We start from the raw sequence: 15,602 nt of genomic DNA, 5'->3' as shown, positions 1-15,602 counted from the left end.
CCAGTTTTTCTGGCGAAAAACTCTTGGGAGGGATTAAACGTAAATGGGTAAACCAACTGGTTTTATAGAACATCGTCGTGAAGTGGCAACTGAAGCTGCTCCCCTGGTCCGAATTGGCCATTGGAAAGAGTTTGCGACGCCGCTGACGGAAGATAAATTGCAGACGCAAGGTTCAAGATGTATGGATTGTGGGATTCCATTCTGTCACACAGGGGCATTGATCAGCGGCATGGCCGCTGGTTGCCCGGTCAATAACCTCATTCCGGAATGGAATGATTTGGTGTACCGCGGTCAGTGGAGAGAAGCACTGGATCGTCTGCATAAAACGAACAACTTCCCTGAGTTCACTGGGCGTGTATGTCCGGCGCCATGCGAAGGTTCGTGTACGGTAGGTCTGAAGGATACACCGGTTACGATCAAAAGCATCGAGAAAGCCATTATTGATAAAGGCTTCGCTGAGGGCTGGATTACACCTGAGCCTCCGGAAGTGCGCACAGGCAAAAAAGTTGCTATCGTAGGCTCGGGTCCATCCGGACTCGCTGCAGCAGCGCAGCTGAACAAAGCTGGACACTGGGTAACCGTGTTCGAGCGTGCGGACCGCGTGGGCGGACTGCTCATGTACGGTATTCCGAACATGAAGCTGGATAAAAAGTACGTCCAGCGCCGTGTGGACCTGCTGGAAGCCGAGGGCGTCACATTCGTTACCGGCGCTCATGTGGGTGTGAACTATCCCATCGAGAAGCTGCAAGAAGAGTTCGATGCCATCGTTCTATGCGGCGGGGCAACCAAAGGCCGCGATCTTCCGATCGAAGGGCGTGAGCTAGGCGGCGTCCACTTGGCGATGGAATTCCTGAGCAAGAACACGAAGAGCTTGCTCGATTCCGAGCACGCCGACGGTGCATTCATTTCCGCCGAAGGTAAGGATGTTATCGTCATCGGCGGCGGCGATACGGGTACGGACTGCGTGGGCACATCTTTGCGTCATAAAGCGAAGAGTGTTACACAGTTTGAGATTATGCCGAAGTCGCCGGACACACGTCCAGCGAACAATCCTTGGCCGGAATGGCCAAAAGTTCACAAGGTGGACTACGGTCAACAAGAAGCGGCTGCGGTGCAAGGCGAAGATCCGCGTCAATACTTAATCAACACGAAGAAATTCGTGGGGGATGAGAATGGCAACTTGAAGGAACTGCACACGGTGCTCATCGAGTGGCAGAAGAACGAGAAGGGTGGGTTCGTTCCTGTGGAAGTACCGGGCAGCGAGAAAGTATACCCAGCTCAGCTGGTACTGATCGCGATGGGCTTCACAGGACCGGAGAACACGGTGCTGGATCAACTCGGTGTCGTCAAAGACGAGCGTTCCAACGCGAAAGCGGACTACGGTAAGTTTGCGACGAGCGTGGACGGTATCTTTGCCGCCGGTGACATGCGTCGTGGGCAAAGCCTCGTGGTCTGGGCGATCAACGAAGGCCGCGCAGCGGCTCGTGAAGTGGATCGTTACTTAATGGGATCATCGAATTTACCATAAAGATGCGAAAAAGGAAGGAACCCCTGGGTTGGGTTTCTTCCTTTTTGTTTATATGTTTGGGGTTTTGGGGTCAGCGAAGAATACACCCGATCTATGGTTTTTAGCTACATATTGTAAAAAGTACAACAATTACTGCCTAAATCCCGCTTATCTCCCTAGATGTGTTGCATAAAGTGCAACAATAATTACCATATAAGGCGGCCATTTTGCAGCAATTGGGGTCGAAATGTTGTACGAACTGCAACTTCAACGAAGAAAATGGCCATTAGGTGTGTGAATTGTTGCAGTATGTACAACATTGTTAATCGCTGGAGCCTATTTTGCTTTCAATCCGCTATGTGGAGGCATATGAAATAGACACTCTTATTCAAGAACAGCGTAAGCCGGTTTTCTTGAGATTTGTATGTTTTGGGTTTGAGCGAGCTTAAGGAGAAGAAGTAACTGTGGTTGTAGTAAACCTGCAATAGTGCAGGCTTTTTTCTTACGAACAGCTCCTGTTCGTACATTCCTGCAATAGCGCAGGCTTTTGCGGTCTTTTTTTAATTTCAGGATGGAAAAGATAAAATTCCTGCAGAATAGCAGGCTCTTCCTCTTTTTAAACGATTTTAGCAAAAAATACCTGCACTTTCGCAGTTATTGTGGGCCGATGAATAATCGTTCTCCTCGAACGTTGGTGAAGCCCTAACTTCAACAGCGCTTGAAACCCATATCCCTCCCTATGCACGAAAGATAGGGTTTACACCAAGGACCTGAGTTAGAGCTTTAGGTTTTTGTTGTTGCAAATACTTTTTCACCATAATAGCAAGTAAAAGTTTCAGGTTGAACTTAAGGGTAGTCCCTTTCTAACCGCACTTGGCGGAAATGGAAGCAGTTTGGGGAAAGAACCGCAGTGAAGCTGGAAAAGCAGGCTGAGAAAACGTTTTCCGAGCTTACGCCAGGAGTGAGTATGGAATCAAAAGGTGAACAATTCATACACATCATGTACAATAGAAGGAGCGGGTAAGCGCGCGATGCTGCGGGAGCCTAGTATGTACGGATTGGAGGGGAGCACATGAAGAAAGAGGATCTCATTACGGCGGCGGAACTGCATGCACTGTTAGCTGAGAATGGAGAGGACTTTCAGGAGTTTGAAATGGATGAACCCATCGGTACACAGCATCTTCATTCTCTGCAAAAAGCCGTTGTGCTCCTCTCCCAGCAGGTAGCGGACCTTCAAACGCAGCTTCATGCGCATTTTGAACTCCAGAACAAACAGCAAGAACAACTGCTGCGGCAATTTAAATATCAGATTGAACATAAGCTCCATGAGCAGTTGGCAAATGGGATTGTGGTACTGCAGCAGCCGCCAGACATGGATGCCGAAGTATTGCATACGCTCTATTCAGATGAACTGCCTGACCCAGTTGATGAACAGCCGACATATTCCAGGGTGAAAAGCTACAAAAAGATTCGGAAACGAAAGAAGTCGTTACTGGAGAAGCTTTTCGGATAGGTGAAAAGGACAAAGACCGCATCTTCTTTCGAAGAGCGGTCTTTCCGTTTCTTAGCGCAGCTGAAAATCTATAACATCCCTTCCTCATGAGCCTTCTTGGATGCTTGCACGCGGTCTCGCACGTCCATTTTCGAGTATATGCTGGAAATATAGTTCTTCACGGTGCCTTCGGATAAGAACAGCTTTTCGGCAATTTCTCTGTTATTGAGGCCATCGGCGATACAGTGAAGAACTTGCACTTCGCGCTCGCTGAGTCCATATGCATCGGCTCGAACCTCTTCCATAGCTTTGGCCCCTGCACCCTGCGATGGGGATGAGTGATCTGCAGCGCCTTTTGCTTGCATGACGAGCATTCTGGCGATATCCTGCGGGATGAGTGTGCCGCCTTGATGCACCCATTTGATGCCGGCAGCCAGATCCTTCGGATGAATGGCTTTGAGCAAATAGCCTTCGGCACCCGCTCCTAGGGCATCCACAACATAGCTGATTTCCTGGAAGGTAGTCAGGATAATGACACGAATCTGAGGCCATGTGGCCTTGATTTGACGTGTCGCTTCGACGCCGTCCATGACAGGCATATGAATGTCCATGAGCACAACGTCAGGCTGCTGTTCTTCGCACTGCTTAAGGGCGATGTGACCATTCTCAGCCAAGCCAACGACATGAATGTCCGGATCCATATCAAGTACGATGTGTAGGCTTTCTCTTATTAAATCCTGATCATCGACCAGGAGTAGTTTAAGCGGGGTCGTGTTCATGCTTGGTCCTCCTTAGAGTTTTTCGCCAGAAAAACTGGCATCGAAAGCGTTACTTGAGTTTTTCGCCAGAAAAACTGGCATCGAAAGCGTTACTTGAGTTTGTGTATCCACATTGTACCACCCAGTGCTTCCAACGGGAAAGGATTAGAGTGACGGCGAGCGTTTGGCAGGAATGGAACAGTGGACGACAGTACCCTGACCTAATGTGGAGCTTACTTGCAGCGTACCCTGTAGAGCAAATATGCGTTCCTGCATGGCGTTGATACCGAAGCCAACTTTCAGCTGTTCCGTACCGATGCCATCGTCCTCAATGCGAATGTCGACTAGATCATTGGCGTAAGTTAGTGTAACTTCTACGGTGGTAGCCCGGCCATGCCGTTTGGCATTGGTCAGTGATTCTTGCAGACAGCGAATGAGCGAAAGTTTGGTTTGTTTCGGAATTTCGAATTCCTCGCCTACGGTCGTGAATCGGATTTGGGTCCCGGTATGAAGGGCAAATTCGTTGGCCAGTCTCGTCAATTGTTGGGATAGCAGCATATCGCCCTCGGGGACCATCTGATGAATGCTGCGGCGTACTTCTTCGAGTCCATTGCGAGTTACACTACGCAGGACGTCCAGCTTTTCTTTGGCTTTGTCTGGCGCAGCTTCGATGAGGTAGGACACAGCGTCCATCCCCATGATGACGGAAGTAAACGTATGGCCCACTGTATCGTGTAACTCACGTGCCATCCGGTTGCGCTCCTCAAGCAGCGTAAGCTGTTCGATTTGGTTGGCGTACTGCTCTAATGCGTTATTTTGCTCATGGATTAAATGGTACTGACGTTGGTTCTCGGCTAAAAGCTTTTCGGTTTTCTCATTCGAAGTCACAACCCGTTGTAAGCTAAGGCCGATAGCAAAGAACAGCACAGCATTTAAAATAATACTAAATAATTGGCCAACCCCCATCCCGCTATGCAGGATGAAATAATACTCAACAGGCACAGCCACCATAAATATGGGTGCGGTCCACCAAGCATTTTTTCGGTCGGTGAGGAATCCAATGACCATTAATGGGCAATTAATAGTAAGGTACGCATCCTGCTCCATCCATGAAAGATAGATTTGTAGAGGAATACCTGTTAGCAGCACGGCAATCGGATAGAAGGTTGAGTTGATGTAATTCGGTCTCCAGAATAGAAATGGAGCGCCATAGGACAAAAGGATGGCCAATATGGTTTGGATGTTGGTCGTTAGTTCATGCTCATACATATGCAGAAGCGCATAAAGCAGGCCAAGCAGCGTAGAACCGGTCAAGACGATAAAAAGGGACCATTCCACACCATGCCAAGGTCTTCTTTGAATCATAAAAGGACTCCTTTACACATGATCTTATAAGATCATTGTACCTAAAATCAGGAAAAAGCCATAGTGAGCGCAGTCATATAGGTTAGGTGTTGGTTTGTGACCGGACTCTATGACTATTCTTAAGAAGATTACTAGGCAAAGCGGTTCAGTTAAGGTAGCATTGGGTTATATTGGTTAAAAAGTTAGGGGTGTTAAAGATGATGGAAACTACAGATGCCATTGCGCCGATCGTAAAAATCGATCAAATTACGAAACGAATCGGTTCTAAGACGATTATTGATAAATTAAGCTTTGAGGTGCCGCGGGGCGAGGTGTTTGGGTTCCTGGGTCCAAATGGAGCGGGAAAAACGACAACCATTCGGATGATGGTCGGACTCATGTCGATCACGGAAGGGGACATACGGATTGGCGGGCATTCGATTCGTACCCATTTTGAGCAAGCGATTCGTCATGTTGGCGCAATTGTGGAAAATCCGGAAATGTACAAGTTTCTAAGTGGTTATCATAATTTGGTCCATTACGCGAGAATGTTCCCGGGTATTGAGGAAGATCGAATTCATGAGGTCATTGAACTTGTAGGTATGGAAAATAGAATCCATGACAAGGTCAAAACGTACTCCCTTGGTATGCGCCAAAGGCTTGGAATTGCTCAAGCTTTGCTGCATAAGCCGTCAGTGCTAATCCTGGACGAACCTACGAATGGGCTGGATCCAGCAGGTATTCGTGAGCTGCGTGATCATTTGCGAAAGCTTACCCGGGAGGATGGGATCTCCGTAATCGTGTCCAGTCATTTACTGTCGGAGATGGAGCTGATGTGCGACCGTGTCGCCATTATTCAGAACGGGAAGCTGGTGGACGTCAGACTGATTAAAGAATTTGGTCAGTCGGATGGCAAGCAGCAGGTGGTTTTTGAGGTGGCGTCGATGGATCGAGCTTTGGCTTTAGCGGCAGAACACGGAGCACAAGTGGAAGTATCAGGGGATGACCTCGTCATGAATCTCGATAAGCAAGAGACAGCAGCGTGGAACAAAAGGTTCGTGGATGCAGGGATTGCGGTCTACGGCATCCGAGCGGCAACCAAATCCCTGGAAGATCAATTTTTAGAGATGACGGGAAGTGATCCGATTGCTTAATCTCATTAGAAATGAACATATGAAAATTTATCGTAGGCTGCGAACTTGGATTCTAGGTGGCTTATTGATTGTCATTGTTGTATTAGCTGCACTATTCTCACATTCGGGTTATAAAACTGATGACGAAAACTGGAAGATAAGAGCAGCGGAATCGATTGAGCACAATCAGAAAGAGCTGGAAAATCCGGATGTGCCGGCCAAATTTAAACAACAGATGAAGGAGGACATAGCACTCCAGCAGTACATGTTGGATCATAATTACCCTCCGACAGATAACACATTATGGGGTGGCACTCTAAGCGCAGCAGGATTAATCATGATGGTTACGTTATTTACCGTGATCATTGCCGGAGATATGGTCGCTGGTGAGTTTACATGGGGGACAATTAAGCTGCTGCTCATTCGTCCTTCCAGCCGAGCGAAAATTCTCTTGTCTAAGTATCTAACAACACTGCTGTTTGCAGCTACGCTGCTGATTGTGATGTTTATTACTTCACTGATTGTGAACGGGTTCCTCTTCGGGTTTCAGAGTCTTAACCTTCCACACCTGACTGTAAATGCAGCAGGTAAAGTTCACGAAGGGAGCATGTTGGTGTATGTGTTTGCAACCTATGGACTAAAGTTGATCGAACTGATCATGATCGTGACGATGGCCTTTATGATCTCGACCGTATTTCGCAGCTCATCACTGGCTATTGGCCTTAGCATTTTCATCATGTTCGCGGGGCAAGTTATTACGTTATTGCTGATGAGATACAGCTGGGGCAAATATTTTTTATTCGCCAACACGGATCTCACTCCCTATTTAGAAGGGCAGCCGCTGGCAGAAGGGATGACGCTTGGTTTCTCAATAACCGTGCTGCTCTTCTACTACTTATTGTTTATTGTGCTCTCTTGGGAAATATTCCGCAGACGCGATGTAGCTGCCTGATTCTAGGGTAGCCTATAGACTAACGGATAACGGATATCAAAAAGGACGAATCCTAGGTTATGAAACCTTTGGAATCGTCCTTTTCTTATTTTTGAATATACGCGTGGATGGTATCAGGAACTTCCTGCAAGGAGTTCAACTGATAGAATGCCCCTTTGGGAGTGATGTCGATGGTTCCTTTGTTGTACTCCCAGTCCTGCTGCACAGGAATGTGAATCGAGTGAATGCCCGCATGAAGGGCAGGCAGTACATCCGTCTTAATCGAGTTACCGATCATCCATGTGTGCTTGCGATCAAAACGCTGTTCGTTCATGATCGTTTCCATGTATTCTCTCGTCTTATGCACAGTAACAAAAATGCGATCATCAAAGTAGGTGTCTAAGCTCAAATCCTTCACTTTTTTCATTTGGATAGATGCATCACCACCTGTATATAGGAACAGTCGGTGTCCGGCTTGCTGGAGATGATCGAGTGTTTCGTTCATTTGCGGATAAGGCTCTGCCGTGTATTCATAGACCGTGTGGCCTAATTGCATCAACCATGATTCTTCTTTACCATTCGTTGGACGGTTATATTGTGAGGCGAACCATTGGTATGTCTCAACAAATGATTTGGGAAAACGATCCGGCATAAAGCCATGAATGTGGATGCCAGCGAGATCGATTTGGAGCTGCTTCTGCTTGATGTCCTGTGCGCTAAGCCCGTGCCCAGAGTACCAAGTGAGCATAAGGTCAATAAACTGGTCAATCACGAAGTCAAAATATTTATTACAATGTACTAACGTATCATCAAGATCAAAAAGTATCGTTTGTTCTTTCATAGGCCTTGTCTCCTGCATCAGTTAGAAATGAATTTCCAACTATTATAACATGCGCATTGCCCCAAGCCTAGGCGAGCCCCTTTACATAGCCACCGTATTCCCCTTAAATGCCCCGTTGGCGGATGAGGCAGGTTTATTCCCATTGTCTTGCTCACCGTTTTGGATAGGAGCTGTTGTTGATGTTTTCGAGTCCATTTTACTATTTCCTTGGAATAGTCCACCTTCTTCAATGATAAAGGAAGCCGCGCTGATATTGCCTTGAAGAGAACCTGTAGAAGTAATCGTCAGCTTGCCCTTGGTGATGACGTTGCCCTGCACATTTCCTGCCAATACAACGTCTCTTGCAGAAATATTGGATTTTACAACGCCATTTTCCCCGATAATAACATCCCCTGCGCACTCGATATCACCTGTAATTCCGCCTTCAATGCGTATGCTCGCTTCTGATTTGATGCGGCCTTCAAAGGTTGTACCTTCTCCAATCAAAGTATCGGTTGTATTTGGATTCATGAAGTCTTTCTTTTTCTTAAACATGGTGGTTATTCATCCTTTCGAGTCGATTTGAGATAAGGTTTGGGGTCGATGCTTTCTCCATTTTTGAGTACTTCATAGTGCAGATGAGGTCCAGTACTGCGTCCCGTGGAGCCAACTAGGCCTATAGAACTACCTTTTTCCACCGAATCTCCCTTATTCACTAAAATTTTATTTAAATGCATATACCAAGTGCGTAGTCCTTTTGAATGCTCAATGACGATATTGTTGCCGTGGAACATATCACTCCCCGTACTAACGACTTTGCCGTCTGCGGTTGCATAGACAGGATCATTCTCACGGGCACCGAAATCAATGCCGGAATGAAAGCTTGGGCGATGCGTAAAAGGGTCTGTACGATAACCGAAAGTCGATGTGACAACCTTCGTGGTAGTCGGCCACAGGGTTGGAGTTATGCGAAGCAATTGCTGCTTATCGGCAACCTTTTGCTTCGTTGCTGTTAAGCTGGTTTGCAGTTCTTTCACTTCGCTGTTAAGTGCCGTGAAGGAAGCTAATGTCTGCTCACCAAGCTTTATAATGTCCTCCTGAGAAGCTGGATTAGGACTTCCGCCAATGCCGCTATCTAGGGCAGGGAGCTTCCCATCTGCATCCGCAGGTTTATCCTGTGTGCTGGTCGGCGTGCTAGCGACAGCTGTACCGGATGTATTTGCGTCGATCCCAGCAATCGATTTGAGATCACTTTCGAATTTCTTCATCTCTTCGACTTTTGTTTTCATTTGTTCGGCTTGCTCAGACAGTTGAATCACTTCATTCTGTAATTGTTCGATGGCCTTGTCCTTGGAATTTAATGCAGCACTCCACTGTTGGTTAGCTCCAGTTAGCTTTGACTGTAGAGCGCTAGCCTCTTTCAAGGTGCTTGCATGCATGACATAAGTGATTATAGATACTAGCAGCAGTACGGATAAGCATGCTGCAGCGATATAAGCGAATAGATGGGGAATACGAAACCTGACGACCGATTGATTGGCATCTGGAATGATGACTAGCGTCAGTTTTTTTGGTTTCCAGTTGAGCTTCATAAAGGCGTAATTGTCTCCTGTCGTGGTTGAATTTGGTAAATGTCGCTATCCTGTACATCATTCGTCATATTTTGATAAAAACCTTCCTTATACCTACTAGTCCTACATAAAATGAGTCGAAAGTAGGAAGGAATCCTGTCGGATATAATCGAATGTACTTAACAAATACAGGAAGATGAAGATATGGAGTGGAGCCACTAATGATAAAGCTTGCAGGTATCGATATAGGGAACGATAGTATTAAACTGGTGCTGGATGGTTCTAGAGAACCGTTAGTGATCCCGAATATCATTGCGCCGGGTTACGAAAGGCATATTTTGCAGGAAGAAGACTCACCATTGAAAGCGTTGGATGTGATGATTTACAGTCCATCTCTTTCACAAAGAAATCAACGTTATTTCGTCGGACAACTAGCTTTGGAACACGAAGATAACCTTGAGCTTGAAGACACGGATAATAAGGCGATATCGGATCAATCCCTTATTGTTGCGCTTACTGCATTAGCATATCAAGGTCTCACCAACCAAGCCTTTAATGCTGGGTACGGAAATGTAGACGAAGTCGAATATACACTCGGAACCGGTTTGCCTGTTCGTGCGTTTGCGAAGTTCAATCAGCAATTCGAGCAAAGACTTCTTGGTGAGCATGAAGTGACGTTTCTATCCACTCCACAATTCCAAAACCGCAAGATTAAAGTATCGGTTCGCAAGGTTGCAGTCTCCATTGAAGGGGCGGCAGCTGTGTTCCATTTGGCTACGCACGACAGCCTGCAAGTCAAGGATGAAGAGATTTACAACGGCTGCATCGGCGTTTGCGAGATCGGCGCGTTGACAACGGACTTCCCTGTTATCAAACGGATGGCCATTGACAATCACTTCAGCCATGGCGAGCAAATTGGCATCGCTACCTACCTGGATGCCGTCATTCGCGATGTCGAAGATGCTTATGGCTACGTGTTCCCAAGCCGCGCGAAGCTGGTTCAGCGAGTGAAGAATCGTGAATTTACGATTCAACTCCTTGGCGAAGGACAGGTTGATATTCGTCCGATCGTAGACCAGCATTTCCGTCGCGCGGCGTTGCGTATGATCGAGATGATCAAAAAGCGCTGGCGCAAATATCCTGATATTCAATGCTTCTATGTGATTGGTGGTGGCGCATCAGCGCTGAAGCCTTACATCCAAGAAGCCGCGGGGTCATTAAAACTGCGATTCGCGAATGAAAGCGAATTTCTAAATATGTATGGCTACTTGAAAGTGGCCAAAAGTCGGTTAAGCCAATCAGTTCCTGTTTAACCGTCACAAGCACCTGTTTATATGCGGGTGCTTTTTTGGTGCTTTTATACCAAAATAATTAAAATCATTTACCGGCTTCTGATTGCTTCGAAAGGTTCACCTCCATATAAGTTGTCAGGACCGTAAGGAATAAACAGCAAGCAAAACACATTGCGCAGGCCGTGCTCATGATAGGCTTATACTTGCCGAAGGCAAGTCCGATGACGATGCAGACTGTAGAAAAGATCATTAGGATATTGCCCAGCCATACCCATTGCTTGTAAGAAAATCGCGCAGTGATCTTGGACATCTGTTCGGGAGGGGAAATTTTAGAATTCCCACTGTTACTGGGTGACACTGCTGGTTGTGACTGCTTCCGGTGCTTGATACTCGCGGCAGCGAAGAGGATGCCCATGACGAAAGGCTGATATCCCAGTACGATGATCGGCATGCTGAAATTCGCGAAGGCGAGCAGCTCCGTTATACTCTTGAACGATAGAATCGTCGTAAGCGCCACCAAGAGGGCTACCTGCTTGTTAATGACGGGATAATTACGCTCCTTGATGATCGAGCTAATGCCTAAGAGAATCGCCATATAAATCGCGATCATTTTGCAAGCGAGGACAGGTAACCAGACGGTTAAAAGAACGATATCAAGCCGATCGAGGAAGTCCGTCACATGGATCACTTGCACTAAGTTGTAATAAGGATATATGAAGTTGGCTGGCATTTTCGGTCCCAAAACGGTAATTACCAAAAAAATGACAAGCGTGAATAGGCAAATACCGAGCAGGGACCCGTGTCGGATTGCAGAACGGATATGATTGGCGCTGTACATCATGTGCAAAAAGGCGCCGAGAATGAAAATATCACCTGCGCTTCCGATGGCAAGCAGGTTACTGAAGGCCAATTGTTTGTACGGCATTGTGAGAACAGGCATAGCGAGCCGAAGATTGAATTCGTTCGACAGCAGGAGCGGCATTAACAAAGTCGCGATGACGAAGAGAGGATAGAACATGTCATTGACGCGAGCGACGATTTCAACGCTGCTTCTCCCAAAATAAATCAGATACAAACAGGGCATCAGAACTAAGATTTCCAAGGGTGTGTTGTGCAGCAACAACGTGGAATTGTATTTCGATGCGGAAGCCATATCCTGCACGAGAATTTGCCAGAAGTGGAACAAAATCAAGAGATTGACGGCAGTACCGCCCCACCGCCCCAGCAAATGTAGGGAAATTTCGAAAATGTTCATCTGGGGAAACATCTTCACTAAATATCCGAAAAAGGCAGCAATTACAAATATATAGAAAACAGATAGGATATAGCTGAACCACGCATCCATCTCACTTACTCGAATCAATACATTTTGCAGCGTAAAGATGCCTCCGCTTGTGATGACAGATGAGGCTAGCCACGCCAGCTGTCTCTGGTTAATCACTTGTTTTTTATCCATGAAAGACACCGCCTTTTCGATTGCTTCAAGGGCTGATCACTGAATCATTGAATTATTGATGCTCATTTGCAATCAAATGCCCATTAAATGACTAAACCAAGGGGAGACCGTGTGGATAAAGAAGCGCGAAGGCATTGGAATGCGTATGTGTAAATATTTGGTTATGAAGAGTACGAATGTGATAGAGGTAATTAGCCCATATGTTACCTTAACATTGCTTTTCTGATGCTTAAGTACCTTGCGGTCTATCAGAAGGCTTGCAAACATAACGAAAAGAAAACTTAGTATAAATATGCTGTTCATCGCTATCTCCCATCTTTCGTCACATTCTGATTGATAAGACCGGTTTCGGTGATGGAAGCTTCCACCTTGATGCGGAATTCAGCTTCTTTAAACACCTCACGCCACCGTTCTTTTAAACCATTGTTCCATGTATTAGGATGACTTCTCCAAATCATTAATCCCAGTTGCGCTGAGTCGGTCCCTTCTTTTTGCATTTGCTTAATGGCAGCTTGGACACATTTCTTCACTTGCTCTGCGAATTTACGTTCCACCTTGTGGATGGCCTCCGGCTTGTTAAGATCTTGTTCGGATAAATCTTCACCAATGACCCCTTTAGCCTCTAAGTTGAGATCAAAGATGACCTTGTCCCCTTGCAGGATAGGTTTGATTTCGGTATGTCCTTCCTTAACTAGAATGGAGATATCTTTGCCTGATTCGAACGGAAAAGTGAGAAGATGCTCTCTCACATAGTTTCTCAGCCACATGAGTCCATTCGCCTCCTGGTTCTTGTAAATGCCAACCATTCGGTCTCCTTTGAACTGACCATAGCCGACTAACTGAATTTCTTGAGAGGGCTGCTTGCTTCCTTGGGATTCCTTGGGTTCGAGGTAACTCAAAATTGGATCACTGTTAAAGCTAAGCGCAAGGCCAATATCTTTCGTGGATGTCGCCATCGCGAGGCGCGATTTGGTTATTTCCCGAATGACTTCAGAGGGAAAACGTTCAAACTTGGGCTCCGTGTTAAGCAGATCATAGCCTTTGCCCTTCGTTACGACGAGAAAGGAGGTCAGCCGGCTCTCCGGTGAGCGCACCGCATCGTCAAATTTGATACCGATGCCTGCTTTGGCAAGCTTTTCGCCAATGATGATCGTACGCCGATGGGACAGAAATAGTCTGCGCGACATTCGCATCTGCAGTTTGCTCATCGCTTCGCGTATCGTCGTACCGACTTCCGAATCTAAATAGTAACTTTTGCCACCTCCGCTCGTGCCACCTCCACCTCCGCTTGCGCCGCCCATAGAACCGGGGAGGGGTAACATATAGGTAACGCGATACTTGCCGTCGTCCTCTAGATCAATGGAGGAGGTGAGCACAAAGGCGATATCATTGGTTTCGGTACGATCCCAACAGCCTGTCAGGAATGTGAGCATGAGGGTAATCATCATCCCAAACACGAAAAGACGCCTATGATGAGTCATTTGAATTGCCCTCCTCACTCGCTTTATGCTCATGCTGAATTCTGCTTCCGTCTATGCCTCCGTCCTCCTTGATTTGCTGAGGCAGCTTGCTATCCATGCGCTGAGTGTCTTGAATCGCCATAAATGCAGGACGTTTCTCCATCGCCCACCAAGGAGAGCGAACCAGCGAGTCTTGCAAGTCTCCAGCTGATAGCGGTCCTAATGGAGATAAATACGGCACACCGAAGGAACGTAAATTCGCCATGTGTCCGAATAAAATCACCAAGCAGAAGATGATCCCGTAGAAACCGAATATAGAGGAAGCGATCAGAAAAGGAAAACGCAGCATCCGAATAGCGATTGCACCGTTATAACGCGGGATGGTAAACGAAGCAATCCCGGTTATAGATACGACGATGACAATCGGTGCGGATACGATGCCGGCTTGAACAGCAGCTTGACCAACAACGAGCGCACCCAAGATGGAGACAGCGGAGCCGACCGCTTTGGGCAATCGGATGCCTGCTTCGCGTAAGGCTTCGAAGGTAATTTCCATGATGAACGCTTCAACAACGGCTGGGAACGGAATCGCTTCACGGGCGGCGGCAACACTTAACATCAGTGTTGTCGGCAGTAGTTCATGGTGGTACGTCGTAATAGCCACATACAAAGCAGGTGCCGTGAGCGACAGAAACAAGAAGATGTATCGCAGCAAGCGTAATAGTGTACCGATTTGGAATCGTTCATAATAATCCTCACTCGCTTGCATAACCTGTATAAATACGAAAGGGACGATTAGTGCAAAGGGGGTGCCATCAACGAGGATGGCCACTCGTCCTTGCAGGAGAGCACTGGCAACAACATCTGGCCGTTCTGTATATTGGATCTGTGGAAAGGGCGAATACGCATCATCTTGGATGAGTTCTTCAAGCATGCCTGATTCCAAAATGGCATCGATTTTGATTTGTTCAATCCGCTTGACCACTTCCTCAACAAGGGAGGGCATGGCCAAGTCGTCGAGATAACAGACGACGAGATTGGTGTTGCTTTCTTTGCCAACACTCATGGATTTCATCTTGAGTCTAGGCGTTTTCAATTTGCGGCGGATCATCGAGGTGTTCGTGCGAATGCTCTCCACGAACCCTTCTTTCGGTCCGCGCACGACAGTTTCCGTTTCCGGCTCGCCAACGGAGCGCTTATCTGTACCGCGAATACCAAGCAGAATGGCTTTCGCGTTGCCTTCCACGAGCAGGGCGGTATCCCCGCCCAAAACAGAAACGAGCAGGTCTCCGTAATTATCGGAGATTTGTGTTTGAGACACCGGCAGTATCGTGCCTACGATGCGGTCAATTGCTGTTTGGCCGCCACCCAGAATCATTAACGATTTCATCGTTTCGTTGAGCAGTTGGGTGCTGGTTAGTCCATCAACGAAGAGAAGCAGTGCCGGAATGTGTGGCTCGATCTCGAATTCACGGACGACGACATCAGAGCAGTCCTGAAACATGGCTTTAATAAATTCATGGTTTTCATGTAGAAGAAGTGATAGTTTAGTTTGCTTAAGTTCTTCGATGAAGTGATAGTCAAGCGAATCAATAAGCTCCGATTGCTCATCATTCTCACCGAGCCTGTCTGACGGGCGTTTACGCAGGATACTTTTCATCAATTGTTTGGATGCTTTAACCATTGCGCCTGGGCCCTCCTGTCGCAATCTGGATGAAGATTATAGGAATGCGTTTCATATTTTTCTCAAAATGAAAGGATTTTATTACGAAAGTTGGAAAATTTTATTCGGCCCAGTCCAGATTGAAGGATGGGTATAGATGAGAAGTCCTTGGCAA

13 protein-coding genes are annotated in these 15,602 nt (G+C 46.9%); 5 read left to right on the top strand and 8 right to left on the bottom strand.

The window, feature by feature from the left end:
• The first annotated feature begins 43 nt into the window (after positions 1-43).
• Both NYR53_RS30010 and NYR53_RS30005 read left to right on the top strand, forming a co-directional pair.
• Positions 44-1,528, top strand: a complete 1,485-nt coding sequence (locus NYR53_RS30010; RefSeq protein ID WP_261302697.1) for a glutamate synthase subunit beta — start codon at positions 44-46, stop codon at positions 1,526-1,528.
• Positions 1,529-2,579: 1,051 nt separating this feature from the next.
• The gene (locus tag NYR53_RS30005; RefSeq protein WP_261302696.1) at positions 2,580-3,020 is read left to right on the top strand and encodes a hypothetical protein; all 441 of its coding nucleotides are present in this window, start codon (positions 2,580-2,582) and stop codon (positions 3,018-3,020) included.
• A gap of 68 nt (positions 3,021-3,088) precedes the next feature.
• Here the strand turns inward: NYR53_RS30005 and NYR53_RS30000 are convergent, their stop codons facing one another.
• Both NYR53_RS30000 and NYR53_RS29995 read right to left on the bottom strand, forming a co-directional pair.
• Entirely contained in the window at positions 3,089-3,778 is a 690-nt protein-coding gene (locus tag NYR53_RS30000) for a response regulator transcription factor (protein ID WP_261302695.1), read from the bottom strand.
• A gap of 144 nt (positions 3,779-3,922) precedes the next feature.
• Positions 3,923-5,122, bottom strand: coding sequence for a sensor histidine kinase (locus NYR53_RS29995; RefSeq protein WP_261302694.1), 1,200 nt, complete (start codon positions 5,120-5,122; stop codon positions 3,923-3,925).
• A gap of 200 nt (positions 5,123-5,322) precedes the next feature.
• Between NYR53_RS29995 and NYR53_RS29990 the strand changes: the two genes are divergently transcribed.
• Both NYR53_RS29990 and NYR53_RS29985 read left to right on the top strand, forming a co-directional pair.
• Positions 5,323-6,255: an ABC transporter ATP-binding protein gene (locus tag NYR53_RS29990; RefSeq protein ID WP_261306579.1), complete on the top strand. Its 933-nt coding sequence runs from the start codon at positions 5,323-5,325 to the stop codon at positions 6,253-6,255.
• A 19-nt stretch (positions 6,256-6,274) separates the two neighbouring features.
• Complete coding sequence (locus NYR53_RS29985) at positions 6,275-7,186, top strand: ABC transporter permease (protein WP_261302693.1); 912 nt, start codon at positions 6,275-6,277, stop codon at positions 7,184-7,186.
• Positions 7,187-7,271: 85 nt separating this feature from the next.
• On the opposite strand, the gene NYR53_RS29980 is transcribed toward NYR53_RS29985, so the two are convergent.
• The 3 genes from NYR53_RS29980 to NYR53_RS29970 form a co-directional block, all read right to left on the bottom strand.
• Positions 7,272-8,006 (bottom strand): HAD family hydrolase, encoded by a 735-nt coding sequence (locus tag NYR53_RS29980; protein ID WP_261302692.1) that lies wholly within the window; start codon positions 8,004-8,006, stop codon positions 7,272-7,274.
• An 81-nt stretch (positions 8,007-8,087) separates the two neighbouring features.
• A complete protein-coding gene (locus NYR53_RS29975) occupies positions 8,088-8,540 on the bottom strand; it encodes a bactofilin family protein (RefSeq protein ID WP_261302691.1) in 453 nt (150 codons plus the stop codon).
• Between the two features lie 5 nt (positions 8,541-8,545).
• The gene (locus tag NYR53_RS29970; RefSeq protein ID WP_261302690.1) at positions 8,546-9,577 is read right to left on the bottom strand and encodes a M23 family metallopeptidase; all 1,032 of its coding nucleotides are present in this window, start codon (positions 9,575-9,577) and stop codon (positions 8,546-8,548) included.
• Positions 9,578-9,777: 200 nt separating this feature from the next.
• Between NYR53_RS29970 and NYR53_RS29965 the strand changes: the two genes are divergently transcribed.
• Entirely contained in the window at positions 9,778-10,869 is a 1,092-nt protein-coding gene (locus NYR53_RS29965) for a ParM/StbA family protein (RefSeq protein ID WP_261302689.1), read from the top strand.
• Positions 10,870-10,933: 64 nt separating this feature from the next.
• Here the strand turns inward: NYR53_RS29965 and NYR53_RS29960 are convergent, their stop codons facing one another.
• The 3 genes from NYR53_RS29960 to NYR53_RS29950 all read right to left on the bottom strand — a co-directional run bounded on the left by NYR53_RS29960 (position 10,934) and on the right by NYR53_RS29950 (position 15,424).
• A complete protein-coding gene (locus NYR53_RS29960; RefSeq protein ID WP_261302688.1) occupies positions 10,934-12,304 on the bottom strand; it encodes a GerAB/ArcD/ProY family transporter in 1,371 nt (456 codons plus the stop codon).
• 305 nt (positions 12,305-12,609) lie between these two features.
• Positions 12,610-13,785: a Ger(x)C family spore germination protein gene (locus NYR53_RS29955; RefSeq protein WP_261302687.1), complete on the bottom strand. Its 1,176-nt coding sequence runs from the start codon at positions 13,783-13,785 to the stop codon at positions 12,610-12,612.
• Positions 13,772-15,424, bottom strand: a complete 1,653-nt coding sequence (locus NYR53_RS29950; RefSeq protein ID WP_261306578.1) for a spore germination protein — start codon at positions 15,422-15,424, stop codon at positions 13,772-13,774. The genes NYR53_RS29955 and NYR53_RS29950 overlap by 14 nt, the downstream gene beginning before the upstream one ends.
• Positions 15,425-15,602: the final 178 nt, after the last annotated feature.

The organism is Paenibacillus andongensis, from assembly GCF_025369935.1.
Taxonomy (GTDB): Bacteria; Bacillota; Bacilli; order Paenibacillales; family NBRC-103111; genus Paenibacillus_E; species Paenibacillus_E andongensis.
This window is presented reverse-complemented; position numbering and strand designations above follow the sequence as displayed.